The sequence below is a fragment of the Subtercola frigoramans genome (assembly GCF_016907385.1).
GTDB classification, from domain to species: Bacteria; Actinomycetota; Actinomycetes; order Actinomycetales; family Microbacteriaceae; genus Subtercola; species Subtercola frigoramans.
This window is the reverse complement of record NZ_JAFBBU010000001.1, coordinates 321,036-344,278: the sequence shown is the minus strand read 5'-3', so window position 1 is coordinate 344,278 and position 23,243 is coordinate 321,036. Positions and strand designations below refer to the sequence as shown.

The window sequence follows — 23,243 nt, the reverse complement described above, 5'->3', positions numbered from 1 at the left end:
CCCGTCGATGGAATTCGGTCGTGCGGTGCTGCGAACATCGATCAATACCCTGGATGCGATCGCCCCAGGGCCCTTCCCGAGAGGACCACGCATGCCCATCCGTCATTCGGTCGCTGTCACGGCCGTTTCGCTCGTCGCAGTGGCGAGCCTCCTCACCGCCTGCAGCAGTTCAGGCACGTCGACAGCGTCAAGCAGCAGCACAGCACCCACAACCCTCACGGTCGGCATGTCGTGGCCCTACGAGCCCTGGCAGGTCGGCGACGGCACCGACACCACGAAGGGCATCGAGCCCGAGCTCCTCGCCGCCATCGGTGCCAAGGCCGGCTACACGATGGACATCCAGAACGTCGACTTCACCGGAATCATCACCGGAACCCAGGCCGGCAAGTACGACCTGGCCGTGTCAGGGCTCGGCATCTACGGCGAGCGCCTGAAGGCACTCAACTTCATCCCCGATGCCAAGACCGGCTACACCATGCTCATCGACGCCGCTGACAAGGCCACCTACGCGACCCTCACCGACCTGTGCGGCGTTCCGACGGCAGTCGGAAGCGGCACCAAGTCCGCCACCGACGTCGAGGTTGCCAACGGCACCAAAGACAACGATGGCAGCTCGTACGCCGGAGCCTGCAAGGACAACCCCATCCAGGCCACCGTCTTCGACGACCAGGCCGGACAGGACCTTGCGCTTCAGACGGGTAAGGTCAAGGCCGAACTGCTCACCCAGCAGGTTGCCCAGGGTCTTGCAGACAAGAGCAGCGGCAAGTACGTCGTAGCCGAGCCCTACTCCTTCGTGAACTTCGGCATCGGAATGACGAAGACGAACACGGAGCTGGGAGACAAACTGGTCACAGCGTTCAAGGCAGTCATCGCCGATGGCACCTACGCACAGATCCTGGCCAAGTACGGCCAGGAGTCGGCTGCCCTCACGGAGTCCGACATCGTCCTCCAGACCAAGTAACACTGGTTGACACAGCACCGAACCTGCAAGGAGAGGACCGACCGTGACTCAGACCACGTCCCTGCGCCCACCCTGGGTGGACGCAGCAGAACCGCCCCGGGTGATCCCTCGGCGGCACCCCGGGCGCTGGGTCACGGTCGTTCTGATTCTCGCCCTCGCGGTGGCCATCGTGCAGTGGGCCGTCACCAACCAGGGTTTCGGTTGGGAGGACTTCCGCACCTACCTCTTCGACGACGCGATTCTCGGCGGCGTGAGGAACACCGTCATCCTCGCCGTGCTGGCCGAGATCATCTCGCTGACGCTGGGTACCCTCCTTGCCGTCATGCGGTTGAGCGAGAACAAGGTCATCTCCGGCTTTGCGTTCCTGTACGCCTGGTTCTTTCGGGGAATACCGCTGCCGGTCATCCTGATCTTCACCTACTTCTCTGCAGCCGTTCTTCCCCGGATAGGCTGGGGTGACTTCAGCGTCGACACGAACGATGTCTTCGCGACCCCGTTTCTCGCCGCCCTCATCGGTTTCGGCCTCAACGACGCCGCGTACACGAGTGAGATCGTGCGCTCCGGTCTGATGTCGGTGCCGAAGGGCCAGACCGAGGCCGCCTACGCGATCGGCATGAGCCCGGTGAAGGCGATGCGCCGCATCATCCTCCCCCAGGCGCTGCGCATCATCATTCCGCCGCTCGGCAACGCCTTCATCGGAATGTTCAAACTCACCTCGATCGCCCTTGTCATCGGGTACGGCGAGCTGATGAACACGACCAGGGCCATCTATTCAAGCGAGTTCAACACCATCCCGCTGCTGCTCGTGGCGAGTTTCTGGTACCTGCTGATCACCACGATCCTCTCCATCGGCCAGCACTACATCGAGCGCTACTACGGAAGGGGGTTCAAGAGGCGATGACTGAACAGCTCTTCGAAAACCCGTTTGCTCCTCCAGCCGACGTCATGGTTCGCGCCGTCGAGATCCACAAGTCCTTCGGCAGCGTCGAGGTACTCAAGGGGGTCTCGCTCGACCAAGCGCGGCGAGGTGGCGTGCATCATCGGCCCGTCTGGTTCGGGAAAGTCCACGTTCCTGCGCTGCATCAATCACCTCGAGCGGTTCCAGCGCGGTGACATGTGGGTGGCCGGCTCAGAGATCGGGTACACCCGCCGCCGTGGCAACACCCTGCACGAGCAGCACCCGCGGGAGATCGCCCGGGCACGGCGCAACGTCGGCATGGTCTTCCAGCACTTCAACCTCTTCGGCCACAAGACCGCGTTGGAGAACGTCATGGAGGGCCCCGTGCAGGTGCTCAGGATGTCGAGGAAGGCAGCCGCCCTCCATGCCGGCGACCTGCTCGAACAAGTGGGCCTCGGGGATCGCAGAGACCACTACCCCTCCGAGCTCTCCGGCGGCCAGCAGCAGCGGGTCGCCATCGCGCGAGCCCTGGCCATGAAACCCGAAGTCGTTCTCTTCGACGAACCCACCTCCTCGCTCGACCCCGAGCTGGTCGGCGAAGTGCTCCGCGTGATGAAAGACCTCGCCGAGAGCGGCATGACCATGGTGGTCGTGACGCACGAGATGGGGTTCGCCCGCGAAGTCGCCGACTCGCTGCACTTCATGAGCGATGGGGTACTCGTCGAGTCGGGCAACCCGGCAGAGATGCTCGCGAACCCGCAGAACGAACGCACGAAGTCCTTTCTCTCGAAGGTTCTCTGAGCTGCTCGGTTCCTCCACCCACGAACGCACCCACGAAGTGAAAGCAGCACCATGACGGCATCCGAGCGGATGATCGGCGAGCAACGACCACTCGACGTGATCGACCTCCTGCGGGAGATCGAAGACATCGGGCGCGATACGGTTCGAGGCGGCTACTCCCGCCATGTGTACACCGAAGCCGAACTCGCTCTGCGTGCCTGGTTCCGTGGCATCGCCGAGCAGCTGGGCCTCGAGGTGGAGACCGACCGCAACGGCAACATCTGGGCACACTGGGGTACCCGGGGCCCGAACACGATCGCTGTCGGTTCGCATCTCGACTCGGTGCCCGGAGGCGGGGCCTACGACGGGCCGCTGGGTGTCACCTCGGCTCTCGCGGCCGTGTCACAGCTCATGATCGAGGGTTTCGCCCCCTCACGGCCCATCACCATCGCGGTGTTCGCAGAAGAGGAGGGCTCGCGGTTCGGCGTCGCCTGCCTCGGGTCGAAACTCATGACCGGGGTACTGCCCGCGAGCGCCGCTGCTCACCTCGCCGACCCCGCAGGGATCACCTATGCAGAAGCCTGCCTAGCCGACGGTATCGCTCCGTCGGGGCTCGGCCGCGACGACGCGAGGCTCGCCACCCTAGCGGCGTTCGTCGAACTGCACGTCGAGCAGGGGCGTGGCCTCGTCGACCTCGACGCCCCGGTCGCGGTCGCATCGTCGATTTTGGCCCACGGCCGGTGGAAGCTGGTCTTCTCCGGTGAGGGCAACCACGCGGGGGCCACCCGGATGCTCGACCGGCGTGACCCCGTAGCAGCCATGTCTGCCGCGGTTCTCGCCACCCAGCGCATCGCGACGCAGCACGACCACCCCGCAGACGGCAATGATGCCCGCGCGACCATCGGGCGCCTGGTTCCCGTACCCGGCGGCACGAACGTGATCGCCTCCCGGGTCGACACCTGGCTCGACGTGCGCGGGTCGACCGACGAATCGACCAAGGCACTTCTCGACGAGGTCCTGGCGGCCTGCAGGCAGGCAGCGGCCGAGCAGAACTGCGAGCTCGACGTGGTCGAGGAGTCCTACATCAGCCCGGTCGCCTTCGACGTCGCCCTTCGCGAGCGTCTGGTCACCACGCTGTCGACGGCCCACACGACACCACCCGTGCTTTCCACCGGCGCCGGCCACGACGCGGGGATCCTGGCCGATGAACTACCCACTGCCATGCTCTTCACCCGCAATCCCAGCGGAGTGTCGCATTCGCCGTTCGAGACGGCCACAGACGACGACTGCCGCGCCGGTGCCGCCGCACTCGCCGAGGTGCTGCGCGACCTGGCCGCCGACCCCTCGTGATGACCGACCCGCTCATCTGGGTGCCGTTCCCGGTCGACGGAATTGGTTTGCCGCCAGGGATCCTCGAGCGCGCAGATGTTCAGCGCGTCGATCTCGACGCTCCGGTCGGGGTCACCCCCCTGGCTCCGGAGGGGATCGAGCGTGTCCGATTCTTCGCCGCCCCCTACGGGTTCAACTTCGCGCTCTTCGATCTCGTACAACAGATGACGTCGCTCGAGGTGCTGCAAGTGCAGTTCGCCGGCGTCGAGCGACTTCGGGGGCTCGTACCGGGTTCGGTGACGCTCTGCAGCGGGCGGGGCATCCATGACACCTCGGTGTCGGAGCTCGCTCTCAGTCTCACGCTTGCTGCCCTTCGTGACCTTCCGACGTACGTGCGCGAACAGGACCGCGAGGTGAGTGACCGCAAGTGGCATGCCTCGCTGGCCGGTTCGCGGGTCGTCGTCGTGGGTTCCGGCTCCATCGGTTTCGCCATCAAGAAGCGCATCGAAGTGTTCGAGGCCGAGACCGTCATGGTGGGGCGCGCGGCGCGGCCGGGGGTGCACGCGGCCTCAGAGTTGCCGACACTGCTGCCGCGTGCCGACGTCGTGATCCTCGCGCTCCCCCTGACCCCGGATTCGGCCACGCTGTTCGACGAGAAGACGATCGGACTCATGAAGCCCGGCGCCCTGCTCGTGAACGTCGCGCGCGGCGAGATCGTCGACACCGATGCCCTCGTTGCCGCCTGTTCCGCGGGGCGCATCATCGCCGCGCTCGACGTGACCTCGCCGGAGCCCCTCCCGGCGGGCCACGCCCTGTGGAAGACCCCGGGCATCCTGCTGACGCCGCACATCGGCGGCACCTCGCACGCTTCCACCCCTCGAGCACAGAAGCTTGTCGCGGACCAGATCACACGCTTCGTGCAGGGTGAGCCGCTGCTCAATGTCGTTGCCGGCGAGTACTGATGCGAAGTCCCAGATTTCAGACGCTCCCTGCACCGTCTGCCACATCCAATCGACCCCAGTCGATTGGATGGAACCACCCCGAACCGAGCGAAAGGCGCGTCGCGTGACCGACAAGAAACAGATGGTGCTGAGCGCACTGTTCCAGCCGAATGGGAACGACGCGAAATCGGCCTGGCGCCACCCGAACACAACCCCGGCCAACGCCACCTCGATAACGCACTACACCCAGATGGCCCAGAAGCTCGAAGAGGGGATGTTCGATCTCTTCTTCATCGCAGACACCCCGGCCACGCGCACCGACAACCTCGAGCAGTGGTCGTCGGCGCCCATGTTCATGAACTCGCTCGAACCCCTCACCGTTCTCGCGGCGGTCGCCATGGGCACCACCAGGATCGGCCTCGGCGCCACCGTCTCCTCGAGCTTCTTCGAGCCCTACAACATCGCCCGGCAGTTCGCTTCTCTCGACCACATCTCGGGAGGTCGCGCGGCCTGGAACGTCGTGACCTCGGCCAATGACTACGCCGCCCGAAACTTCGGGCAGGACCGCCTCGCACCCCACGACCAGCGCTACGAAATGGCAGCAGAGAGCCTCGCCGTCGTGCGTGCCTACTGGGACACCTACACCGACGATGCCTTCATCTGGGACAAGGAGAGCGGCCGCAGCTTCAAGACTGAGGACTTCACCGAGGTCGTCTTCAGCGGCAACCACTTCTCGGTGCGCGGCGGCCTGAACATCGCCCGCCCACCCCAGGGTCACCCCATCATCATCCAGGCCGGTGCCTCAGAAGCCGGTAAGGAGTTCGCCGCAGAGACGGCCGACATCGTCTTCGGCACGGGCACGACGATCGAGTCCGCGCAGGCCTTCTACAACGACCTGAAGGGTCGTCTGGCGAAGTTCGGGCGCGAGCGCGACAGCCTGAAAGTGATCTCGGGCTTCAGCGCCACCATCGCCGACACCGAAGAGGATGCCCACCGCATGTATGCCGAACGCCAGGCGCTCGTGCCGATCAAGTCGCGGGTGATGGCCTTGAACACCGACCTCGAAACCGACCTGTTCGACCTGCCCCTCGACGAGCCCGTGCCACTTGACCGCATTCCTGCCAGCTCGAACAACCACCAGGTGTACTTCGCCGAGATCGTCCGTCTGATCACGAGCGGCCTGACACTTCGCGAAGTGGCACTGAAGTTCAACCGTTCGGTGGTCGAGTTCATCGGCACCCCCGAGCAGGCGGCCGACTACATGGAGAAGTGGATAGAGGCAGGTGCCGCAGACGGCTTCATGCTCCCCTTCTCGATCATCCCCGACGACGTCACGTACTTCGTCGACCGGGTGATCCCCCTCCTGCAGGAGCGCGGTCTCGTCAAGACCGAGTACGCGCACGCGACCCTGAGGGAAAACCTCGGCCTCGGACGCCCCTGAACCTCGCGGCCACCGCGCACCGAGGCATGATGAGCAGTCATGAAGTGACCTGACGCCGGTGCCGAGGTAATAGTGTTGAAGAGGCCCGTTCCGCGGTGTGCGGAATCAGCTGGGCACTCACCCTACCGGCGTTCAGGAGAAGCACTGTGACCGAATCCACTCCCGTCGACTCCACCTCGACCGCTGCCTGGGCGAACCTCGCTGCTATCGCTGACGGGTTCTCGCCCGACTTGAGGGCGTGGTTCGCCGCTGACCCGTCGCGGGCATCCCGCTACACCTTCCAGGCAGCCGACCTCACCGTCGACCTGTCGAAGTCGTTCCTCACCGAGGAGATCCTGGGCGAACTGCTGCAGCTTGCCGAAGACACCGGCGTGGCCAGCCGCTACGAGGCGATGATCGCCGGCGAGCACATCAACGTGACCGAAGACCGCGCAGTGCTGCACACCGCACTCCGTCGGCCGAAAGACGGCGCGGGCCTCGTGCCCCCGAAGGGGTTCGTGGTCGACGGCGAAGACATCGATGCCGCCGTGCACGCCACCCTCGACAAGGTCTACGCCTTCGCCGACGACGTGCGATCGGGAGCCTGGACCGGGGTCACCGGCAAGCGCATCGAAACCATCGTGAACATCGGCATCGGCGGCTCGGATCTCGGGCCGGTCATGGTGTACGAGGCTCTGAAGCCCTACGTTCAGGCGGGCATCCAGTGCCGTTTTGTGTCGAACATCGACCCGAGCGACATCTTCGAGAAGACCGCCGGCCTCGACCCCGAGACGACACTGTTCATCGTGGCGTCGAAGACCTTCGGCACGCTCGAGACGCTGACGAACGCGCGTCTGGCCCGCCAGTGGCTGTGGAACGCGCTCACCGAATCAGGCGCCATCTCAGGCAGTGAGGATGACCGCTCGAACGCTGTGGCGAAACACTTCGTCGCCGTGTCGACCGCTCTCGACAAGGTCGCCGCCTTCGGTATCGACCCGCAGAACGCCTTCGGCTTCTGGGACTGGGTGGGGGGCCGGTACTCGGTCGACTCGGCCATCGGCACGGCCGTCGTCGTCGCCGTCGGGCCCGACAACTGGCGGGAATTCCTCGCCGGCTTCCACGCGATCGATGAGCACATGCGCACCGCGCCTCTTGCCGAGAACGTGCCGGTGCTGATGGGGCTGCTGAACGTCTGGTACACGAACTTCCTCAAGGCGCAGAGCCACGCGGTGCTGCCGTACGTGCAGTACCTGCACCGGTTCCCGGCGTACCTGCAGCAGCTGACGATGGAGTCGAACGGCAAGAGCGTCACGTGGGACGGCTCGCCTGTGACAACCGACACCGGCGAGATCTTCTGGGGCGAGCCCGGCACCAACGGCCAGCACGCGTTCTACCAGCTCATCCACCAGGGCACCCGGCTGATCCCGGCCGACTTCATCGCGATCGCGAACCCCGCCCACCCCTTGAAGGACGAGACCGGTGACGGCAATGCGGTGAAGCCAGGGCAGGATGTGCACGACCTCTTCATGGCCAACTTCTTCGCCCAGACGAAGGCTCTGGCGTTCGGCAAGACCGCTGACGAGGTTCGCGCAGAGGGCACCGCTGAGTCGGTCGTGCCTGCACGCGTCTTCACCGGAAACAAGCCCACCACGAGCATCCTGGCCCCGGCCCTCACGCCGAGCGTGGTCGGTCAGCTGATCGCCCTGTACGAGCACATCGTGTTCACCGAAGGCACCATCTGGGGCATCGATTCGTTCGACCAGTGGGGCGTCGAGCTCGGCAAGCAGCTCGCGCTCCAGGTCACGCCGGCCGTCGGTGGCGATGCAGCGGCACTCGGGTCGCAGGATTCGTCAACGAAGTCCCTGATCGAGAAGTACCTCGAACTGCGGGGCTAGTCTCTCCCCAGCCACCAGCGACCGCCAGCGCTAAACTCTCCTCATGTCAGGGCACGTTCTCGCACTCGACGATCCGCAGGCGTTCCTGGGCGGCCTCGTCGAGGCTGTCGAGAGCGTGGTCTCCCGCGAGACCGCCCAGTCAGCGCTGACGGTCGTGCGGAGCAGGTCGTTCGCTGACCGACTTGCGCTCCGCAGCGGGTCGATCACGTCGATCAGCCTCGCCACTCGCGGGTACATCATGGAGCTCACACGCACAGGGCCGAGCTACACCGCGGAGACGCGCCGCGTCGTGCACGGCGTCGTGGTCTCACGCCGCATCCAGACTCTCGGCGAGTGGCTGCAGGCCTTTGCAGGGCGGGTGGCGGTTCTCGCCGGGGTCGCCACAGACGCGTCCTCGGGGCCGGCAGATGCACTGCGATTGCTCGGTATCTCCGTCTCGGGACCGGCGCTCGGCGTCAGTCGAGAGAACATGCTCCCCGACCTGCGCACCCTTCCCTTCAAAGTGCGCGGGCTGGTTCCGCCAGAGGCGTCCCAGACGCTCGATCGTATCGTCGAGTTGCTCCTTGACACCCTGCCGCGAGTGGTCGCGGGGTACGAGCTGAAGACGAACGCCGAACGTACGGCAACGGTCTACCTGCCTGAAACGCTGCAGGCCTACCTCGCCCTGCCTGCTGACTGGGCTCGAACGCATGTCTACGCCGACGGCGCCACACCGCAGAGCGCACTGGCCTCCCAGCTGGCGATGCTCGAGCAGGCGGCCTCCCAGATGCACGACGCCGCCCTTCGCGGCGATGCCGACGTACTGCTGGTGAATGGCCGATTCCTCACCTACAAGTTCGGCGACCTGGCCTGACGAAGGGCGGGCGTAGGGCCAGAACCCCCGCCCTGCGCTCATTCGGGTGCGTACCTACGGTCAATCTGCAGAAGTTCGTTCTACGCTGAGGAACACACGTGCGACGCGCGCACGAAGGGAGAACCGTGTCTGAGCTCGATCTGACCCCGCCCCCGGCCTCTCCAGAGCCCCAACCGCCCACTCCGGTTGTGCTCACCCCGCCCGACGCCGTCGCCGAGGTCACGACCGAACAGGCCGTCGGAATGGTGCCGCTCGCCTCCGACAGTCGCACGAAGCTCGGTGAGACGGCCCAGTCCTTCGTCGCCGGCCTCGCCGAACTCACCCCCGGGAGCCCTGAGTTCGAGGCCAAGGTGGGTGACATCATCCGTATGGGCGAGCGCGAGATCCGCGAGAGCGCAGAGACGTCGAACCGGATGCTCACCCGACCCGCCTCGTCACTCGCCGCCGCCCGCGGCAGGGGCCCGGCAGGTGACCCGCAAGTCGCCGTTGCCCTCACCCTCAACGATCTGCGGGCGACCATCACCCAGCTCGACCCGGCGCGCGCCGACCTCACCGGCGCGAAGCGGCTCTTCAGCCGCCTGCCGGGCGGCAGCAAGTTCACCCAGTACTTCGCCCGGTACCAGTCGGCCCAGAAACAGCTCGACGCCATCATCGAAGCTCTCGTTTCAGGGCAGGACGAACTGCTGAAAGACAACGCGGCCATCGAACAGGAACGTGCGAACCTCTGGGTGACGATGGGCAAGCTCGGTGAATACGCAGCTCTGGCTGCCGCGCTCGACGATGCCGTCTCGGCACGGGCCGCCGAGGTTCGCCCCACCGACCCCCGACTCGCTGATGCCCTCGTCTCCGACGCGCTCTTTCCCATCCGGCAACGCTGGCAAGACCTGACCACGCAGATCGCCGTCTCGGTTCAGGGCTACCTCGCGCTCGACATGATCCGAAAGAACAACCTCGAACTGGTCAAGGGAGTCGAACGTGCGCGCACCACGACCGTCGCCGCTCTCCGCACGGCTGTCATCGTCGCCCAGGCATTGGCGAACCAGAGACTGGTTCTCGACCAGGTCACGGCCCTGAACGACACGACCAACTCGATGATCGAGCGAACCAGCGAGGCGCTGAAGCAGCAGACCGTGATGATCCACGAGCAGGCAGCTTCGTCCGGCGTGAACGTGGAGACTCTCCAGCGCGCCTTCGACAACGTCTTCGCCACGATGGATGCCATCGACGGCTACCGCGCAGCGGCCGTCACGAACATGGCGGTCACCATCACCGCACTCGAGGGCCAGGTGGCCCGTTCGCGCAGCTACCTCGACCGCTCCCGCGCGGGCACCGAGCACGGTTGAATCGTCGTCACCGCGGCCAGGGCGACGGGGCGACGCACGACCGCGGGTGTCAGCCCAGGTGAATGACGGAGTCAGACCCACTGCTCGGCATCAACTCGGACTTCGCCCCACGGATGAAGACGGCCGCGATGACAGCGGCGACCAGCATCGCGATCGCTGAGGCCACGAAGATGGCGGAGTAGCCGGCCGTGAGCGAGGGCAGGCCCGGCGTCGTGATCGCCGCGTTCTCGCTCGTGGAGACATAGATCGCGGTGAAGATGGAGAGCCCGAGCGACCCGCCGATCTGCATCGCCGCGTTCACGGTCGCCGAGGCTGCACCGGCTTCGTGCGGTGCGATGCCGCTCAGGGCGACGTTCTGAAGGGGGATGAAGATGAGCGCCATCCCCATTCCCATCAGCACCATTCCCGGCAGCACCTGGGCGAAATAGTTACCGTCTGCGGTGATGAAGCTCAGGTAGAAGAGGCCGGCCGCCACGATGATCGGGCCGACGATCATGAGGGGCCGCGGGCCGATCGAGGCCAGCAGCCTGGTCGCCAGCGGCGCGACGCCGGTGATCGCGATCGGCAGCGGCAGAGTCGCCAAGCCTGCAGCGAGGGGCGACAGTCCCAGCACGATCTGTAGGTGGAAAGTCAGGTACAGCATCGCTCCGATCATGACGCTGCCGGCGATGGCCTGCATGAGAAAGGCGCCACCGCGAACACGGTTCACCACGACCCGCAGGGGCAACAAGGGTTGCGCAACCTTCGACTCGACAACCACGAAGAGCACGAGCAGGCCCACTCCGGCAGCCAGGAACCCGATGGTCTGGGGCGTACCCCACCCCGTCTCGGCGAGGCTGAAGCCGTACACCAGCGAACCGAGACCGAGGGTGACGGTGATCGCCCCGAGGATGTCGTACCGATTGTCGCCCTCTGCCTTGCTCTCGGCGATGAACAGCAGAGCGCCGACGAGCCCGACGATCACGAAGAAGACGTTCACCAGGAGGCACCAGCGCCAGCTTGCGAACTCGGTGAGCACGCCGCCCAGCACGAGGCCGACTGCTGCGCCCGCACCGGCGACAGTGCCGAAGACGGCGAAGGCGGTGTTGCGCTCCTTGCCGTGCGTGAAGGTCACGGTCAGCAGAGCCAGTGCCGCCGGGGCGAGCATGGCCGCGAATGCGCCCTGAAGACCTCGGGCAATGATGAGTTCGGTACCGCTCTGGGTGAGGCCACCGAGCACTGACGCCGCACCGAAGCCGATCATCCCCACCATGAAGGTGCGACGCCTGCCCCAGTAGTCGGCGATGCGGCCACCGAGCAGCAGCAGCGAGCCGAAGGCCAGAGCGTAGGCGGTGACGACCCACTGGCGTTCGGTGTCGGTCAGGCCGAGATCGAGCTGGGCCTGGGGCAGGGCGATGTTGACGATGGTGCCGTCGAGAACGACCACGAGTTGCGTGAGCGAGAGAACGAACAGGGCCCGCCACCGGTTGGGGTTCGCCTGGGGCTGCGAGGAACTCGACAGCGTGGTCGAGTGCGCGGATGAAGACATGAAAAAAACCTCCGGGTTCTTTTTACGGATGCCGGAGGTTTCAAGCCTCGGATCTCAGGCACGGGGTGCGCTGGGACCACACGAGCCAACGTGGCTGGTCAGGTAGACAAGCGTACCAGCAGATGGTCGACCTCGGGCCGATGCAGCCGGTGCAGTCGGAACGAAACTGCGGCATCATCACCCACTCACTGATGCTTTACTGCGAATTGATCTGATGTATAGACTGGGCCGCGCTCAGCGCATCGGCCATCCGCACGCGTTACCCTGCCCCAAACCGAGCCCCGAAAGGCAAGCATCTTGAACGAAGTGGCACCGCCTGACCCCGCCTCACTGCCCCCTGTGGTCGATGTCTCCGACAACAGCGAGGCTCTCGCCGCCGTGGAGGAGGTCATCGCTCGAGGTCCGTTCCACGACTCCTGGGAATCGCTCAGGTCATACGAGACGCCATTGTGGTACCGGGATGCGAAGTTCGGCATCTTCCTCCACTGGGGGGTCTTCTCCGTTCCGGCATTCGCGAACGAGTGGTATTCCCGCAACATGTACCTGGAGGGCTCTGCGGAATTCCAGCACCACATCGAGACCTACGGGGCCCAGCGCGACTTCGGCTACAAGGACTTCATTCCCAGCTTCACGATGGAGAACTTCAGGCCCGATGAGTGGGCAGCCCTCTTCCGCCGGGCGGGTGCACAGTTCGTCGTACCGGTCGCTGAGCACCATGACGGCTTCGCGATGTACGACACCGGCCGTTCCCGGTGGAGCGCAGCTCAGATGGGCCCCGAACGAGACGTCTTCGGCGACCTCGGATCGGCTGTCGGGCAAGCGTGGATGGTGTTCGGAGCATCGACGCATCGGGCCGAACACTGGTTCTTCATGAATGGAGGCTCCCGGTTCGAGTCCGACGTACTCGAACCGGCCTACCTCGACTTCTACGGCCCCGCCCAGCGGGAGGAGACCGCACCCAACGAACGTTTTCTCGAAGACTGGCTGCTGCGCTGCCTGGAGGTCATCGACCTCTACCGGCCCCAGATCCTCTACTTCGACTGGTGGATAGAGACGCCGGCATTCGAACCGTACGTGCGCATGCTCGCTGCCTACTACTACAACCGCGCGGCCGAGTGGGGTCGCGGCGTCGTGATCAACTACAAATGGAAGGCCTTCGCTGAGGGCAGCGCGGTCTACGACATCGAGCGTGGCTCCATGGGCGGTATTCGCCCAGAAGCGTGGCAGAACGACACGTCGGTCTCACGGTCATCCTGGAGCTGGGTCGAAGACCATGACTACAAGAACGTCGACGATCTCATCGCCGAGCTGATCGATACCGTCTCGAAGAACGGGAACCTCATGCTCAACGTCGGCCCCAAACCAGATGGAACGATCGCTGCCGAGGAACAGGCGCTGCTGGAGGGGGTCGGCCAGTGGCTGGCTCGCAACGGCGAAGCGATCTACGGAACCCGGCCGTGGACCATCCCTGCCGAGGGGCCCACCGAGCTCGTGGTGGGGTCTTTCGTGGATGCCGCCTCCCCCGAATACACCTCGGAAGACATGCGTTTCACGACTCGGTCTGATGTGACGGGTGACTACGTGTATGCCACCCTGCTCACCGAGCCGGGTGACGGCGTGGCGCGGATAAGGTCGTTCGGTTCGGGACTGAGCCTGTTGAACCGGCCCATCCAGGAGGTCACCGTGCTTGGCACGAAGGCACCCGTCGAGTGGTCCCGGAGCACCGGATCGCTCGACGTCGTACTGCCCGACCGCCACCCGCTGCCATGTGGGCCTGTCATCAAGCTGTTCCTCGAACCCGAGCCTCCGCGCCCGCGCACCGACTTCCTCCACGGCTAGCCGCAGGCTCGCACTTCCGAGCTCATTCATATGATGTATTGCCCTGCCGTACACCGACCCGCACGGTCTCTCTGGCGGAGGTCTGGAGCCTTCCACTGAGCGTGTAGAGACAGCTGTTACGGCGAGCCGGCCACAGCTGTGGCTCAGTGGCTGTGCCCGTGCACGAACCAGATTCCCTCGAAGTATTCCGTGCCCACATTGCGAAGAGTGTGGGCGATTCGTGAATCGAACCCGAGCGACTCCCCCTCGCGAAGAACGAAGATCTCCCCGCCGATGGTGATCTCGACCTCGCCAGCCAGCACGTACCCGTACTCGTAGCCCTCGTGCTGCTGCACGCTGCCCGCGTCACTCGACGAGGCTCCCGGCGCATAGGTGACCTTCATGAAGTTGACGGCCTTCTCGGGGGTCGCCGCCAGACGCTCCCACACCACGCCGGCGGCCATGTCGAGGTGCGGCCGATGCGATGGATGCTCGACCGAGATGCGATTGGCGTATTCCGACGGGCGCCATGCCGTGGTGGGGTCGGCCCCCGATGCGACGAACGACGACTCGGCCGGCCGGGACTCCGCGATCGAGGCGCCGTTCTCTGTGCCGAAGAATTCGTCGACCGAGACGTTCAGCAATTGGGCCAGCACATACAACGTCGCCACCGAGGGTTGCGACTTGTCATTCTCGATCTGTGAGATGAACGACGCCGACACATTCGCCTGCCGGGCGAGTTCACGAAGTGACATACCCGTCGAGAGTCTCAGGTCACGCAGTCGGGAGCCCAGATTGTCCACGCCCGACCTGCCCCTCTGTGTTCCGGTGTTCGCTCGTGCCGAGTGCTGTGGTCGTTGTTCCGTGCAGTGCTTCTATACGCCCCGCAACCGCCCCGAAGCCGCGGTTCCATAAATATACACAGATTGGGGGCCGGTATGTCGTAGTGTTAAGTAATACCAAACACTTCGACATACACAGGGGTATGACAACATGGCACAATCCGACACCACCCCGGGGCGCGCACTCATCGTGGGCGCCACCGGAATCATCGGCCAGACGGCCGGCCGCCAGCTCGCCGACCTCGGCTGGCAGACCTTCGGCCTCTCCAGAAGCGGCGCCCTCGCCGTTCCGGGGGTCACCCCCATCGCGGCCGATCTGCTCGACCCCGACGCACTCACCACCGCCCTCGCCGGCACCCGGCCTGAGATCGTCTTCATCACGGCCTGGATGCGCAACGCGACGGAGGCCGAGAACATCCGGGTCAACAGCGCCATGGTGCGCAACGTGCTCGCGGCACTCGAGCCCGAGAACTCGGTGCGCCATGTCGCCCTGCTGACCGGGCTGAAACACTACCTCGGGCCGTTCGACAACTACGCAACCGGCGTGATGGCCGACACGCCGTTCCACGAAGACGAACCTCGCCTCGACTCCCCGAACTTCTACTACGCCCAGGAAGACGAATTGTTCGCTTCGGCGGAGAAAAACGGCTTCACCTGGAGCGTGCACCGCGCCCACACCGTGTTCGGTTACGCCGTCGGCAATGCGATGAACATGGTGCTCACGCTCTCGGTGTACGCCACCATCTGCAAGGAGCTCGGCCTCGTCTTCACCTTCCCCGGTTCCGAGACGCAGTGGAACGGAGTGACCGACGTCACCGACGCCGATCTGCTGGGCGAGCAGCTCATCTGGGCCAGCACCCACGCCGAGGGCGAGAACGAGGCGTTCAACATCGCGAACGGTGACGTGTTCCGCTGGCGCTGGCTCTGGCCCCGCCTCGCCCGCATCTTCGGCGTCGAGTGGGCGGGCTTCGAGAGCGCCCCCCGGCCCCTGACCGTTCAGATGGCGGGCATGGAAGACTCCTGGAAGGTCATCGCAGCGAAGTACGACCTCGTCGAACCAGACCTCACGAAACTCGCCTCGTGGTGGCACAGCGACGGCGACCTCGGGCGCAACATCGAATGCCTCACCGACATGGGTAAGAGCCGCACGGCCGGGTTCCTGAATTTTCGCGTCACCCCAGACAGCTTCGTCGACAAGCTCGAGCGCTACCGGGCTGCGCGCATCCTGCCCTGACCCACACCCTCCAGAGCATGACGAAGCCCCCGCGACCGGATGATCGCGGGGGCTTCGTCATTCGCCCTACCCGGGCAGCGAGACTACTGGGGCAGCGAGCCCGTGAACTGGATGTGCGCCTTGATGGTCGTGGCCGGGTGGTGTGCAGCATCCAGAGCGTCGAGAGCCTCGTCCACGACGAACTGCTGGGTGACGAGCGGGCTCAGGTCGATGCCGGTCTGGGCGAGGAAGCGAAGGGTCTCAGGCCACACCCCCGGCGAGCCGATCGAGCCGGTGATACGCAATTCTTTCGACTGGATCAGGCCCAGCTTCGCCGGCGCCTCCCGCCCGACATCGATGCCGATGTAGGCCACCCTGCCGCGAAAGGCCGCGAGTTCGAGCGCGCGGGCCATGACATCGGGTCGACCGCTCGCCTCGACGACCACGTCGGCGCCTCTCCCTCCCGACCGGAGAGCGAGCGCGGCCTCGATCTCGTCGGGGCCGACAGCCGCGGCCGCTCCGAGGGCAAGCGCGGCGCGCTGGCGTTCGGGCGAGGGCTCGACCACGATCGTGAGTGCTCCGAGAGCCGACGCGGCGGCAGTCACCGCCAGTCCGATCGGGCCGGCACCCAACACCACCAGCACGTCGCTGGCATTGACGTTGCCGACCCGCATCAGCCCGGCGTAGGCCACGCTGAACGGCTCGACGAGGGCGCCATTGGTGAACGAGATGCCGTCGGGCAGATGATGCAGCCACGCCGGTTTGGCTACGAAGAACTCGGCCGCAGCCCCGCTGATCGAGAACCCGAAGTGGTCGTCACCGATGACGCACTCACCCACCACACGGTCGCCGGCAGCGAACTGCGTGACCTTCGACCCCACTCGCACCACTTCGCCCGACCACTCGTGCCCCGGAATGATGGGGTATGAGAACGGGATGATGTACCGCCCCTCGAGTAGGTCGATGTCGGAGTGACAGACGCCCACTGAGCGTGCCGCGACGAGCACCTCGTCGTCGGCGATCTCGGGAACGGCGAGTTCGGAGACCCGCGGTTCGTTCTGGTCGACGTACTGCAATGCCTTCATGGTGTTCCTGTCGATGTTCAGCTCGAAGTTTCAGGGATGCGATGCGTCATCCGCGTGACGTGTCAGCGTGCGTTGACGAGAACCTTCACCTGGTCGCCAGTCGGCGACAGCAGGGTCTCGAAGCCCTTGGCCACGATGTCGTCCATCGAGATCTGGGCGCTCACGACCTTCTCGACCGGGTAACGGCCCCGCGAGATGAGGTCGATGATGCGCGGCCAGTCGGTGACGGGGTAGCACCAGGTGCCCGAGAGCGTGATGTCGTGCTCCGAGAGCACCATCGGGTCGATGGCCGCGGCCCTGGTGTGCAGCCCGGTCTGCGAGATACGGCCCGCCGAGCGCACGGCGGCGATCGCCGTCTGCAGCGCCCGCTCGTTGCCCGAGCACTCGATGACGGCGTCGGCGCCGATGCCGTCCGTGTGGTCCTTCAGCCACGCAGCGACGTCGATCTTCGACGGGTCGAGCACCTCGCCCACATCGAGGCTCACAGCCAGCGCGGCCCGCGTCGGGTTGAGTTCTGAGATGAAGATGTTCGCGCCGAGCGAAGAGGCATAGAGCGCGGCGAGCGCCCCGATCGGGCCCGCGCCGGTGATGAGCACGGTGTCGCCAGCACGCACCTGCGCGGTGTCGACCCCGTAGGCGGCGACGGCACCCGGTTCGACCAGCGCGCCCTGCAGTTCGGTCATCGAGTCGGGCAGAACGCTGACATGCGTAGCGGGTACGACGGCGAGCTCGGCGATGCCTCCCGACTGGTAGCTGAGGCCGACACAGGCCATCGACCGGCACAGGTGATTGAGACCCCTGCGGCAGTAGTAGCACTGGCCACAGTAGAGCAGCGGCATCACCGAGACGCGCTGGCCAACGGTGACGTTCGTCACTCCTGCGCCCAGCTCGACCACTTCAGCCGAGAATTCGTGGCCAAGCACCTGCGGTGCAGTGGCGCCCGTGAGTGGGTGTGGGCTCGACGGGATCACGATCGGCCCCATGGCGTACTCGTGCAGGTCGGTTCCGCAGATACCGCACCAGTAGGGGCGCAGCAGGACCTCGCCAGCCAGGGGCCGCGGTGTGCCGACATCTTCGACGCGGATGTCGTGTGCCCCGTGGAATACTGCTGCCTTCATTTTTCGCTCACCGTTCGTTCTGTTCGTTCGTCTTCTGTGTGGTGGTTGGTGTTGCCAGGTTGTGCTCCGCTGCACGAAGCGTCGGGTCGAACAGCACCTTGCCGTCGAGCCTGCCGGTCGCGAGGCGCTCGAGCTGGGCAGCGAGGTCGTCGAGCGGCAGCACCCCCTCGAGCAACTCGGGGCCGAGGTTCGTCGACGACAGTACGTCAAGCGCCGGCCCGAGGTCGTCGCCGCAGACGTGGGCGAGCGTGGTTCGCACGGTGATCTCGCGCATCACCAGCGCGTGGATGTCGACCGTCTGCTCAGACGACGGCAGCCCCACCTGCAGGATCGTGCCTCCGTTGCGCACGAGGGAGATCGCATGGTTGAGTTGGCCGGGTGCCCCGCTCGCCTCGATCACGACATCGGCGCCGCGCGGGCCGACTGCATCGAGAACGGATGCCCGGGCATCCGGCCCCGCAGCGACCACGCGTGTCGCACCGAGCCTCAGCGCCCGGTCGAGCCGGGGGCCGTCGAAATCGATCACGGTGACGTCGACCTGGGCGAGCGAGGTGACGCCGGCGAGCACGAACGACCCGATCGCTCCCGCGCCGATGATCACCACCGTGTCGCCGTCGACGGCCCCCGAACGCCGGGCAGCGTGCAGGCCAACGGCGAGCGGCTGGGCGAGCCCTGCCAGGTCGAGCGAGAGCCCGGGCGGGAGGGCGACGAGCGCTCGCTCGGGGCAGGAGACGAACTCGGCCATTCCGCCGTCGACGTTCAGGCCCAGCGTGTAGTAGTTCAGGCAGAGGTTGGTGCGGCCCTCCAGACACCGGGCGCACGTTCCGCACGAGATGCCGGCCCCGCTCGCAACGAGGTCGCCGACGGCGAAACGGCTGTCGGCACCCGTCTCGACGATCTCGCCGACGAACTCGTGGCCGGGAATCATCGGCCCGCTGTGGTGGCTCACCGGGTGCTCGAGGCCGATCGGAAAGATGATCGGCCCGGCCTTCCACTCCGTGGCATCGGTGCCGCACATGCCACTACGCAGCACCTTGATGAGGGCCTCACCCTGCTTGCGCTCGGGTGCTGGCACCTCTGCCAGACGAACGTCGTGGTCGCCGTGGTAGACAGCCGCCCTCATGATCCGGCTCCTTCCGTCTGCATCGACTAGACCACCTCGCCGCGCCCGGCGGCCGTGTTCAGGTGCGACTGCGAGTTGCGCAGCAGCGGCAGGGCACCCCCGACACTGTAGTAGCGCTGGCCCGCTACGAGCAGGTCTTCGGCTGGGAACTTCGTGATGACCTCGCAGCCGGTCGCGGTGACGACGAGCTCCTCCTCGATGCGGGCGGCCCCGATGCCGTCGGCTGACGGCCAGTAGGTCTCGAGCGCGAACACCATTCCCTCGACGAGGGTCTCCGGATGATCGAGCGAGACCAGCCGCGAGAAGATCGGTTTCTCCCAGATCGAGAGGCCGACGCCGTGGCCGTACTGCAGCGCGAAAGCCGCCTCCTCGTCGGGAAATCCGAACTCCTGCGCCTTCGGCCAGACGCGCACGATGTCTGCTGTGGTCGCGCCGGGGCGCACCAGCGCGATCGCCTTGTCCATATACTCTCGGGCGATCTTGTAGGCATCATGCTGCGCACTGCTCGCCGAACCGACCGCGAAGGTGCGGTAGTAGCACGTTCGGTACCCCTGGTAGCTGTGCAGGATGTCGAAGAACGCCGGGTCGCCGGGGCGGATCAGCCGATCGGAATAGACATGCGGATGCGGCGAGCAGCGCTCACCCGAGATCGCGTTGACGCCCTCCACGTACTCAGAGCCGAGGTCGTACAACACCTTCGAGACCAGCCCGACGGCCTCGTTCTCCCGCACGCCCGGCCGCAGGAATTCGTAGAGCGACTCGTACGCGGCATCCACCATCGACGCGGCCTGGCTCAGCAGGGCGATCTCGTCGCCCGTCTTGACCGTTCGCGCCCGCAGGAAGACCTGCTGGCCGTCGACCACCGTGATGCCCTCCTTCTGCAGGGCGAAGAGGATGGGCAGCTCGATGACGTCCACGCCGAGCGGCTCGTTCTGCAGGCCGAACTTCTCGAGTTCACGCTTGATCTTCTTGGCCACCCCTTCGGCGATCTCGGCGTCGGGGCTGAAAGCACCGCGCAGGGTCGATATGCCAGCACGCGCGCCCGATTCGAGCCGCGGTTTCACCGCCCCGTGGTGGGGCGCATGGGGGTCTGCGTCGGCCTCGGCCGTCGTCGTCGACAGCCAGGGGTTGTAGAGCTGGTGGTGTTTGGCGGCAGACCCAAAATCCCACACGATGGGGTCGCTGTTGCGCGTGAGAAGCGAGAAACGAATCAGCTTGTCCATGGCCCAGGTGCCGATGTGTGTCGCCGACATGTAGCGGATGTTCGAGAAGTCGAACGCGAGCACCGCACCGAGGTCCGAGGTCTGAAGCTCGGCTTTGAGCTTCGCGAGCCGCTGGGTGCGTAAGCGGTCGAAGTTGATGCGGTCTTCCCAATCGACGGCATTGGTGCCGAAGGTTGCTGTGGTCATGATGAGATTCCCTTCAGGAATACGAGTGTCTGAGGTGAAGCGTGCAGCCATTCAGCCGATCAGCCGATCAGCCGGACATCATGCCGCTGCCTTGCGTCTACGCGAGCGGGCAACCGAGTACACGATCGCTGCAATGAGGATGAGAAGGCCCTGGAAGACGTACTGGAACACGCTGCCGAGCCCCAGAACAGTGGTCGCATTGAGCACCTGGGTGAGCAGGATGGCCCCGAGAAGCGAGCCGATGAACGTGCCGCGGCCGCCCAACAGGCTTGTTCCACCGAGCACCACGGCAGTGATGCTCGTGAGCGTGTAACTCGATCCTGCTGCGGGGTCGCCGATGCCGATCTGGGTCATCAGGATGATCGCACCGAGGAACACGAAGAGCGAGGTCAGCACGTAGCCGAGAATCACCGTGCGGTTGACCGGAACACCGACGCTGCGCGCTGACTCCTCGTTCGAGCCCACGGCCCGTAGGTTCCAGCCCCAGCGGCGCTTGCGCAGAAAGTACTCCGCGAGCAGGGCGATCGCGACCAGAACGATGAAGACCACCGGGATCGGCCCCACTGACGTGGAGAGATTCTTGGTGAAATCGGTGTTGATGTAGCCCCCCTGGGTGTCGCGCAACAGAAAGGCGAACCCGCCCAGCGCGATGTAGAGGGTCAGGGTTGCGGCGATGGGCGTGAATTTGAGGTAGCGAATCAGCACCGCATTGACGAGGCCCACCGTTGCCGCCGTTGCGATCATCAGGAGAAGACCGAGCGCGATCGTCGCCGCAGATGCGCCGTCATTGACGAAGAACGAGGCAATGACGACCAGAAATCCGGCCAGGGGCCCGACCGAGAGGTCGATGCCCCCAAGAAGCAACGGGATGGTCTGACCCAGAGCGATGGCCCCCAGCCCGCAGGCCGTCATCAGCATGGAGAAGATGTTGAAGCTGCCCAGGTACTGCGGGTTCTGCGTCAGCACGTAGCCGCCCAGAACGACGATCACCGCGACCAGGAGCGCCGACGGTGCGTAGTCGCCCTGGAGAAAACGACGGAACCCCGTCGACCGCGCCTTCGTCTTGCCGTCCATGGCGAGCTGGATGGTATGGGTGGTCGAGCTCACTGCGGCCATGACAATGGCCTGTTCGGTGATCTCATCGCCGGAGAGTGTTCTGACGAGGTGGCCACGCGACATGACGATGACCCTGTCGCACAGGCCCTCGAGCTCTTTTGCATCAGACGAGGCGATGATCACCGGGATGCCGTTGGCCGACGCCTCGCGCAGAATGCGATAGATCTCCACCCGCGCACCGACATCGACGCCCTGGGTCGGCTCGTCGGCGATGAGAAGCACCGGATCAGAGAGCAGGGCTCGCGCGATCACGACCTTCTGCTGGTTTCCACCGGAAAGGGCACCGACCGGTGCATCCAGCGACGGTGCCTTGACCGACAGCTCGGTGAGCGACTCGGTCACCGCGTCGAGTTCCTTGCCCCGGCTGAGAAGGTAGGTCGACCGGAACTTCTTGAGCGCTGAGATGGCTGCGTTCTCGCGAACATTCAACGACATCATCAGCCCCTCGCGATGACGGTCGGCCGGCATGAAGGCGGCACGATGCAGCAGTTCACGGGGAGTGTAGGCCGTGCCGCCGATCGTCACTGTGCCGTCAAAGCTCTCGAGCCCTGCGAGTGCCCTGAGCAGTTCGCTCTGGCCGTTGCCGACGACACCGGCCACGCCGATGATCTCGCCTCGGCGGCCGGCGATGCTGACGTCGGCGAACCCCGGGCCAGAGATGCCGGCGACATCGAAGTTGAGCTGGGCATCCATCGGCAGGTCGATCTTTGCCGGAAAAGTCGATTCGAGCGTGCGGCCCACAATCAGGGCCAGCAGTGCATCGTCGGTGATCTCGTCGACGTTCGCGGTGCCGCGCACCTTGCCGTCGCGCAGCACTGTGACGCGATCGGCGAGTTCGCGCACCTCTGCGAGGCGGTGCGTGATGTAGACGACCGAGGTACCGGCGGCCACCGCTTCACGAACACGACCGAAGAGCAGGTCGACGGCCTCGCGGCCGAGCGGGGCGGTTGGTTCGTCGAGGATCAAGAGCGTCGGCTTTCGCGCGAAGGCCTTGGCGATCTCGAGCAGGTGCTTCTGGGCAAGAGTGAGGGTCTCGACGCGGTCTTTCAGGTGAACGTGCAGGCCGACACCGGTGAGAAGCGACTGTGCGACAGCGTCGGAGTCACCCTGGCCCGAGAAGACGGAACTCGGCAAGGCGACCCGCAGGTTCTCTTCGACGGTCATGTCACCAAGCACCGCAGGGTGCTGGTGCACGATCGCCACACCGAGGCTGCCGGCGAGGGTCGGGGTGAGACTGTCGAAGACCTGCCCGCCCATAGCGATCGAACCCGAACTCGGGGGCGTCTGGCCCGATGCGATGTTCATCAGCGTCGACTTGCCTGCACCGTTCTCGCCGAGAATAGCGTGCACCTCGCCGGGGTGGATCTCGACCGAAACGTCTGTCAGCGCCGCGACGCCGGCGTAGTACTTCGAGATTCCCGACATCGCCAGGGTGGCGGGGCGTGTCGGGGTTTCGGTTTCCTGGAAGGTGTTCACGGTTCGCCTTTGAAATGTCGTGGGTGAGAGAGCAGTCGGGCCGGTCGCTTCAGGAGCGACCGGCCCGACCGAGGGCTATCGGTCGATGCAGCGCG

Annotated in this window: 17 protein-coding genes and 1 pseudogene; 11 read left to right on the top strand and 7 right to left on the bottom strand. The window is 65.5% G+C overall.

Annotated elements, in window-relative coordinates:
- The first annotated feature begins 91 nt into the window (after nt 1–91).
- The 9 genes and pseudogenes from JOE66_RS01670 to JOE66_RS01630 all read left to right on the top strand — a co-directional run bounded on the left by JOE66_RS01670 (nt 92) and on the right by JOE66_RS01630 (nt 10,420).
- Nucleotides 92–961 carry a transporter substrate-binding domain-containing protein gene (locus tag JOE66_RS01670; protein WP_205106418.1) on the top strand — a complete coding sequence of 290 codons (870 nt, stop codon included), beginning with the start codon at nt 92–94 and terminating at the stop codon, nt 959–961.
- A 43-nt stretch (nt 962–1,004) separates the two neighbouring features.
- Nucleotides 1,005–1,862, top strand: a complete 858-nt coding sequence (locus JOE66_RS01665) for an amino acid ABC transporter permease (RefSeq protein WP_205106417.1) — start codon at nt 1,005–1,007, stop codon at nt 1,860–1,862.
- Between the two features lie 44 nt (nt 1,863–1,906).
- Nucleotides 1,907–2,660: pseudogene (locus tag JOE66_RS01660) on the top strand (amino acid ABC transporter ATP-binding protein).
- Between the two features lie 51 nt (nt 2,661–2,711).
- Nucleotides 2,712–3,989 (top strand): allantoate amidohydrolase, encoded by a 1,278-nt coding sequence (locus JOE66_RS01655; RefSeq protein WP_239518186.1) that lies wholly within the window; start codon nt 2,712–2,714, stop codon nt 3,987–3,989.
- Nucleotides 3,989–4,930 carry an NAD(P)-dependent oxidoreductase gene (locus tag JOE66_RS01650; protein ID WP_205106416.1) on the top strand — a complete coding sequence of 314 codons (942 nt, stop codon included), beginning with the start codon at nt 3,989–3,991 and terminating at the stop codon, nt 4,928–4,930. Before JOE66_RS01655 ends, JOE66_RS01650 begins: the two co-directional genes overlap by 1 nt.
- 103 nt (nt 4,931–5,033) lie before the next feature.
- On the top strand, nt 5,034–6,350 hold the full coding sequence (locus tag JOE66_RS01645; protein ID WP_205106415.1) for an NtaA/DmoA family FMN-dependent monooxygenase: 1,317 nt from the start codon (nt 5,034–5,036) through the stop codon (nt 6,348–6,350).
- Nucleotides 6,351–6,496: 146 nt separating this feature from the next.
- Nucleotides 6,497–8,224, top strand: coding sequence for a glucose-6-phosphate isomerase (gene pgi / locus JOE66_RS01640; protein WP_205106414.1), 1,728 nt, complete (start codon nt 6,497–6,499; stop codon nt 8,222–8,224).
- Nucleotides 8,225–8,267: 43 nt separating this feature from the next.
- Nucleotides 8,268–9,077: a hypothetical protein gene (locus JOE66_RS01635; protein ID WP_205106413.1), complete on the top strand. Its 810-nt coding sequence runs from the start codon at nt 8,268–8,270 to the stop codon at nt 9,075–9,077.
- Nucleotides 9,078–9,202: 125 nt separating this feature from the next.
- Nucleotides 9,203–10,420, top strand: a complete 1,218-nt coding sequence (locus tag JOE66_RS01630; RefSeq protein WP_307827000.1) for a toxic anion resistance protein — start codon at nt 9,203–9,205, stop codon at nt 10,418–10,420.
- A gap of 49 nt (nt 10,421–10,469) precedes the next feature.
- Here the strand turns inward: JOE66_RS01630 and JOE66_RS01625 are convergent, their stop codons facing one another.
- On the bottom strand, nt 10,470–11,948 hold the full coding sequence (locus JOE66_RS01625) for an MFS transporter (protein WP_205106412.1): 1,479 nt from the start codon (nt 11,946–11,948) through the stop codon (nt 10,470–10,472).
- Between the two features lie 306 nt (nt 11,949–12,254).
- Between JOE66_RS01625 and JOE66_RS01620 the strand changes: the two genes are divergently transcribed.
- On the top strand, nt 12,255–13,787 hold the full coding sequence (locus tag JOE66_RS01620; RefSeq protein ID WP_307827273.1) for an alpha-L-fucosidase: 1,533 nt from the start codon (nt 12,255–12,257) through the stop codon (nt 13,785–13,787).
- A 143-nt stretch (nt 13,788–13,930) separates the two neighbouring features.
- Here JOE66_RS01620 and JOE66_RS01615 read toward each other — a convergent pair whose 3' ends face one another.
- Nucleotides 13,931–14,569, bottom strand: a complete 639-nt coding sequence (locus JOE66_RS01615) for a helix-turn-helix domain-containing protein (RefSeq protein WP_307826999.1) — start codon at nt 14,567–14,569, stop codon at nt 13,931–13,933.
- Nucleotides 14,570–14,759: 190 nt separating this feature from the next.
- Here JOE66_RS01615 and JOE66_RS01610 point away from each other — a divergent pair, with 190 nt between their 5' ends.
- On the top strand, nt 14,760–15,842 hold the full coding sequence (locus JOE66_RS01610; protein ID WP_205106410.1) for an SDR family oxidoreductase: 1,083 nt from the start codon (nt 14,760–14,762) through the stop codon (nt 15,840–15,842).
- 83 nt (nt 15,843–15,925) lie between these two features.
- Here the strand turns inward: JOE66_RS01610 and JOE66_RS01605 are convergent, their stop codons facing one another.
- From JOE66_RS01605 to JOE66_RS01585, 5 genes are all read right to left on the bottom strand, one after another.
- The gene (locus tag JOE66_RS01605) at nt 15,926–16,906 is read right to left on the bottom strand and encodes a zinc-dependent alcohol dehydrogenase (RefSeq protein WP_205106409.1); all 981 of its coding nucleotides are present in this window, start codon (nt 16,904–16,906) and stop codon (nt 15,926–15,928) included.
- Between the two features lie 62 nt (nt 16,907–16,968).
- Complete coding sequence (locus JOE66_RS01600; RefSeq protein ID WP_205106408.1) at nt 16,969–18,024, bottom strand: 2,3-butanediol dehydrogenase; 1,056 nt, start codon at nt 18,022–18,024, stop codon at nt 16,969–16,971.
- A 7-nt stretch (nt 18,025–18,031) separates the two neighbouring features.
- Nucleotides 18,032–19,147 carry a zinc-dependent alcohol dehydrogenase gene (locus tag JOE66_RS01595; protein WP_205106407.1) on the bottom strand — a complete coding sequence of 372 codons (1,116 nt, stop codon included), beginning with the start codon at nt 19,145–19,147 and terminating at the stop codon, nt 18,032–18,034.
- Between the two features lie 26 nt (nt 19,148–19,173).
- Nucleotides 19,174–20,556 carry a M24 family metallopeptidase gene (locus tag JOE66_RS01590; RefSeq protein WP_205106406.1) on the bottom strand — a complete coding sequence of 461 codons (1,383 nt, stop codon included), beginning with the start codon at nt 20,554–20,556 and terminating at the stop codon, nt 19,174–19,176.
- A gap of 78 nt (nt 20,557–20,634) precedes the next feature.
- Entirely contained in the window at nt 20,635–23,148 is a 2,514-nt protein-coding gene (locus tag JOE66_RS01585; protein WP_307826998.1) for an ATP-binding cassette domain-containing protein, read from the bottom strand.
- Between the last annotated feature and the right edge of the window lie 95 nt (nt 23,149–23,243).

Bases quoted from the DNA above. Each gene is read 5' to 3' on its own strand.
- JOE66_RS01595 (WP_205106407.1), bottom strand. From the start codon at position 19,147: ATGAGGGCGGCTGTCTACCACGGCGACCACGACGTTCGTCTGGCAGAG.
- JOE66_RS01610 (WP_205106410.1), top strand. From the start codon at position 14,760: ATGGCACAATCCGACACCACCCCGGGGCGCGCACTCATCGTGGGCGCC.
- JOE66_RS01605 (WP_205106409.1), bottom strand. From the start codon at position 16,906: ATGAAGGCATTGCAGTACGTCGACCAGAACGAACCGCGGGTCTCCGAA.
- JOE66_RS01625 (WP_205106412.1), bottom strand. From the start codon at position 11,948: ATGTCTTCATCCGCGCACTCGACCACGCTGTCGAGTTCCTCGCAGCCC.
- JOE66_RS01635 (WP_205106413.1), top strand. From the start codon at position 8,268: ATGTCAGGGCACGTTCTCGCACTCGACGATCCGCAGGCGTTCCTGGGC.
- JOE66_RS01670 (WP_205106418.1), top strand. From the start codon at position 92: ATGCCCATCCGTCATTCGGTCGCTGTCACGGCCGTTTCGCTCGTCGCA.
- JOE66_RS01655 (WP_239518186.1), top strand. From the start codon at position 2,712: ATGACGGCATCCGAGCGGATGATCGGCGAGCAACGACCACTCGACGTG.
- JOE66_RS01590 (WP_205106406.1), bottom strand. From the start codon at position 20,556: ATGACCACAGCAACCTTCGGCACCAATGCCGTCGATTGGGAAGACCGC.
- JOE66_RS01650 (WP_205106416.1), top strand. From the start codon at position 3,989: ATGACCGACCCGCTCATCTGGGTGCCGTTCCCGGTCGACGGAATTGGT.
- JOE66_RS01600 (WP_205106408.1), bottom strand. From the start codon at position 18,024: ATGAAGGCAGCAGTATTCCACGGGGCACACGACATCCGCGTCGAAGAT.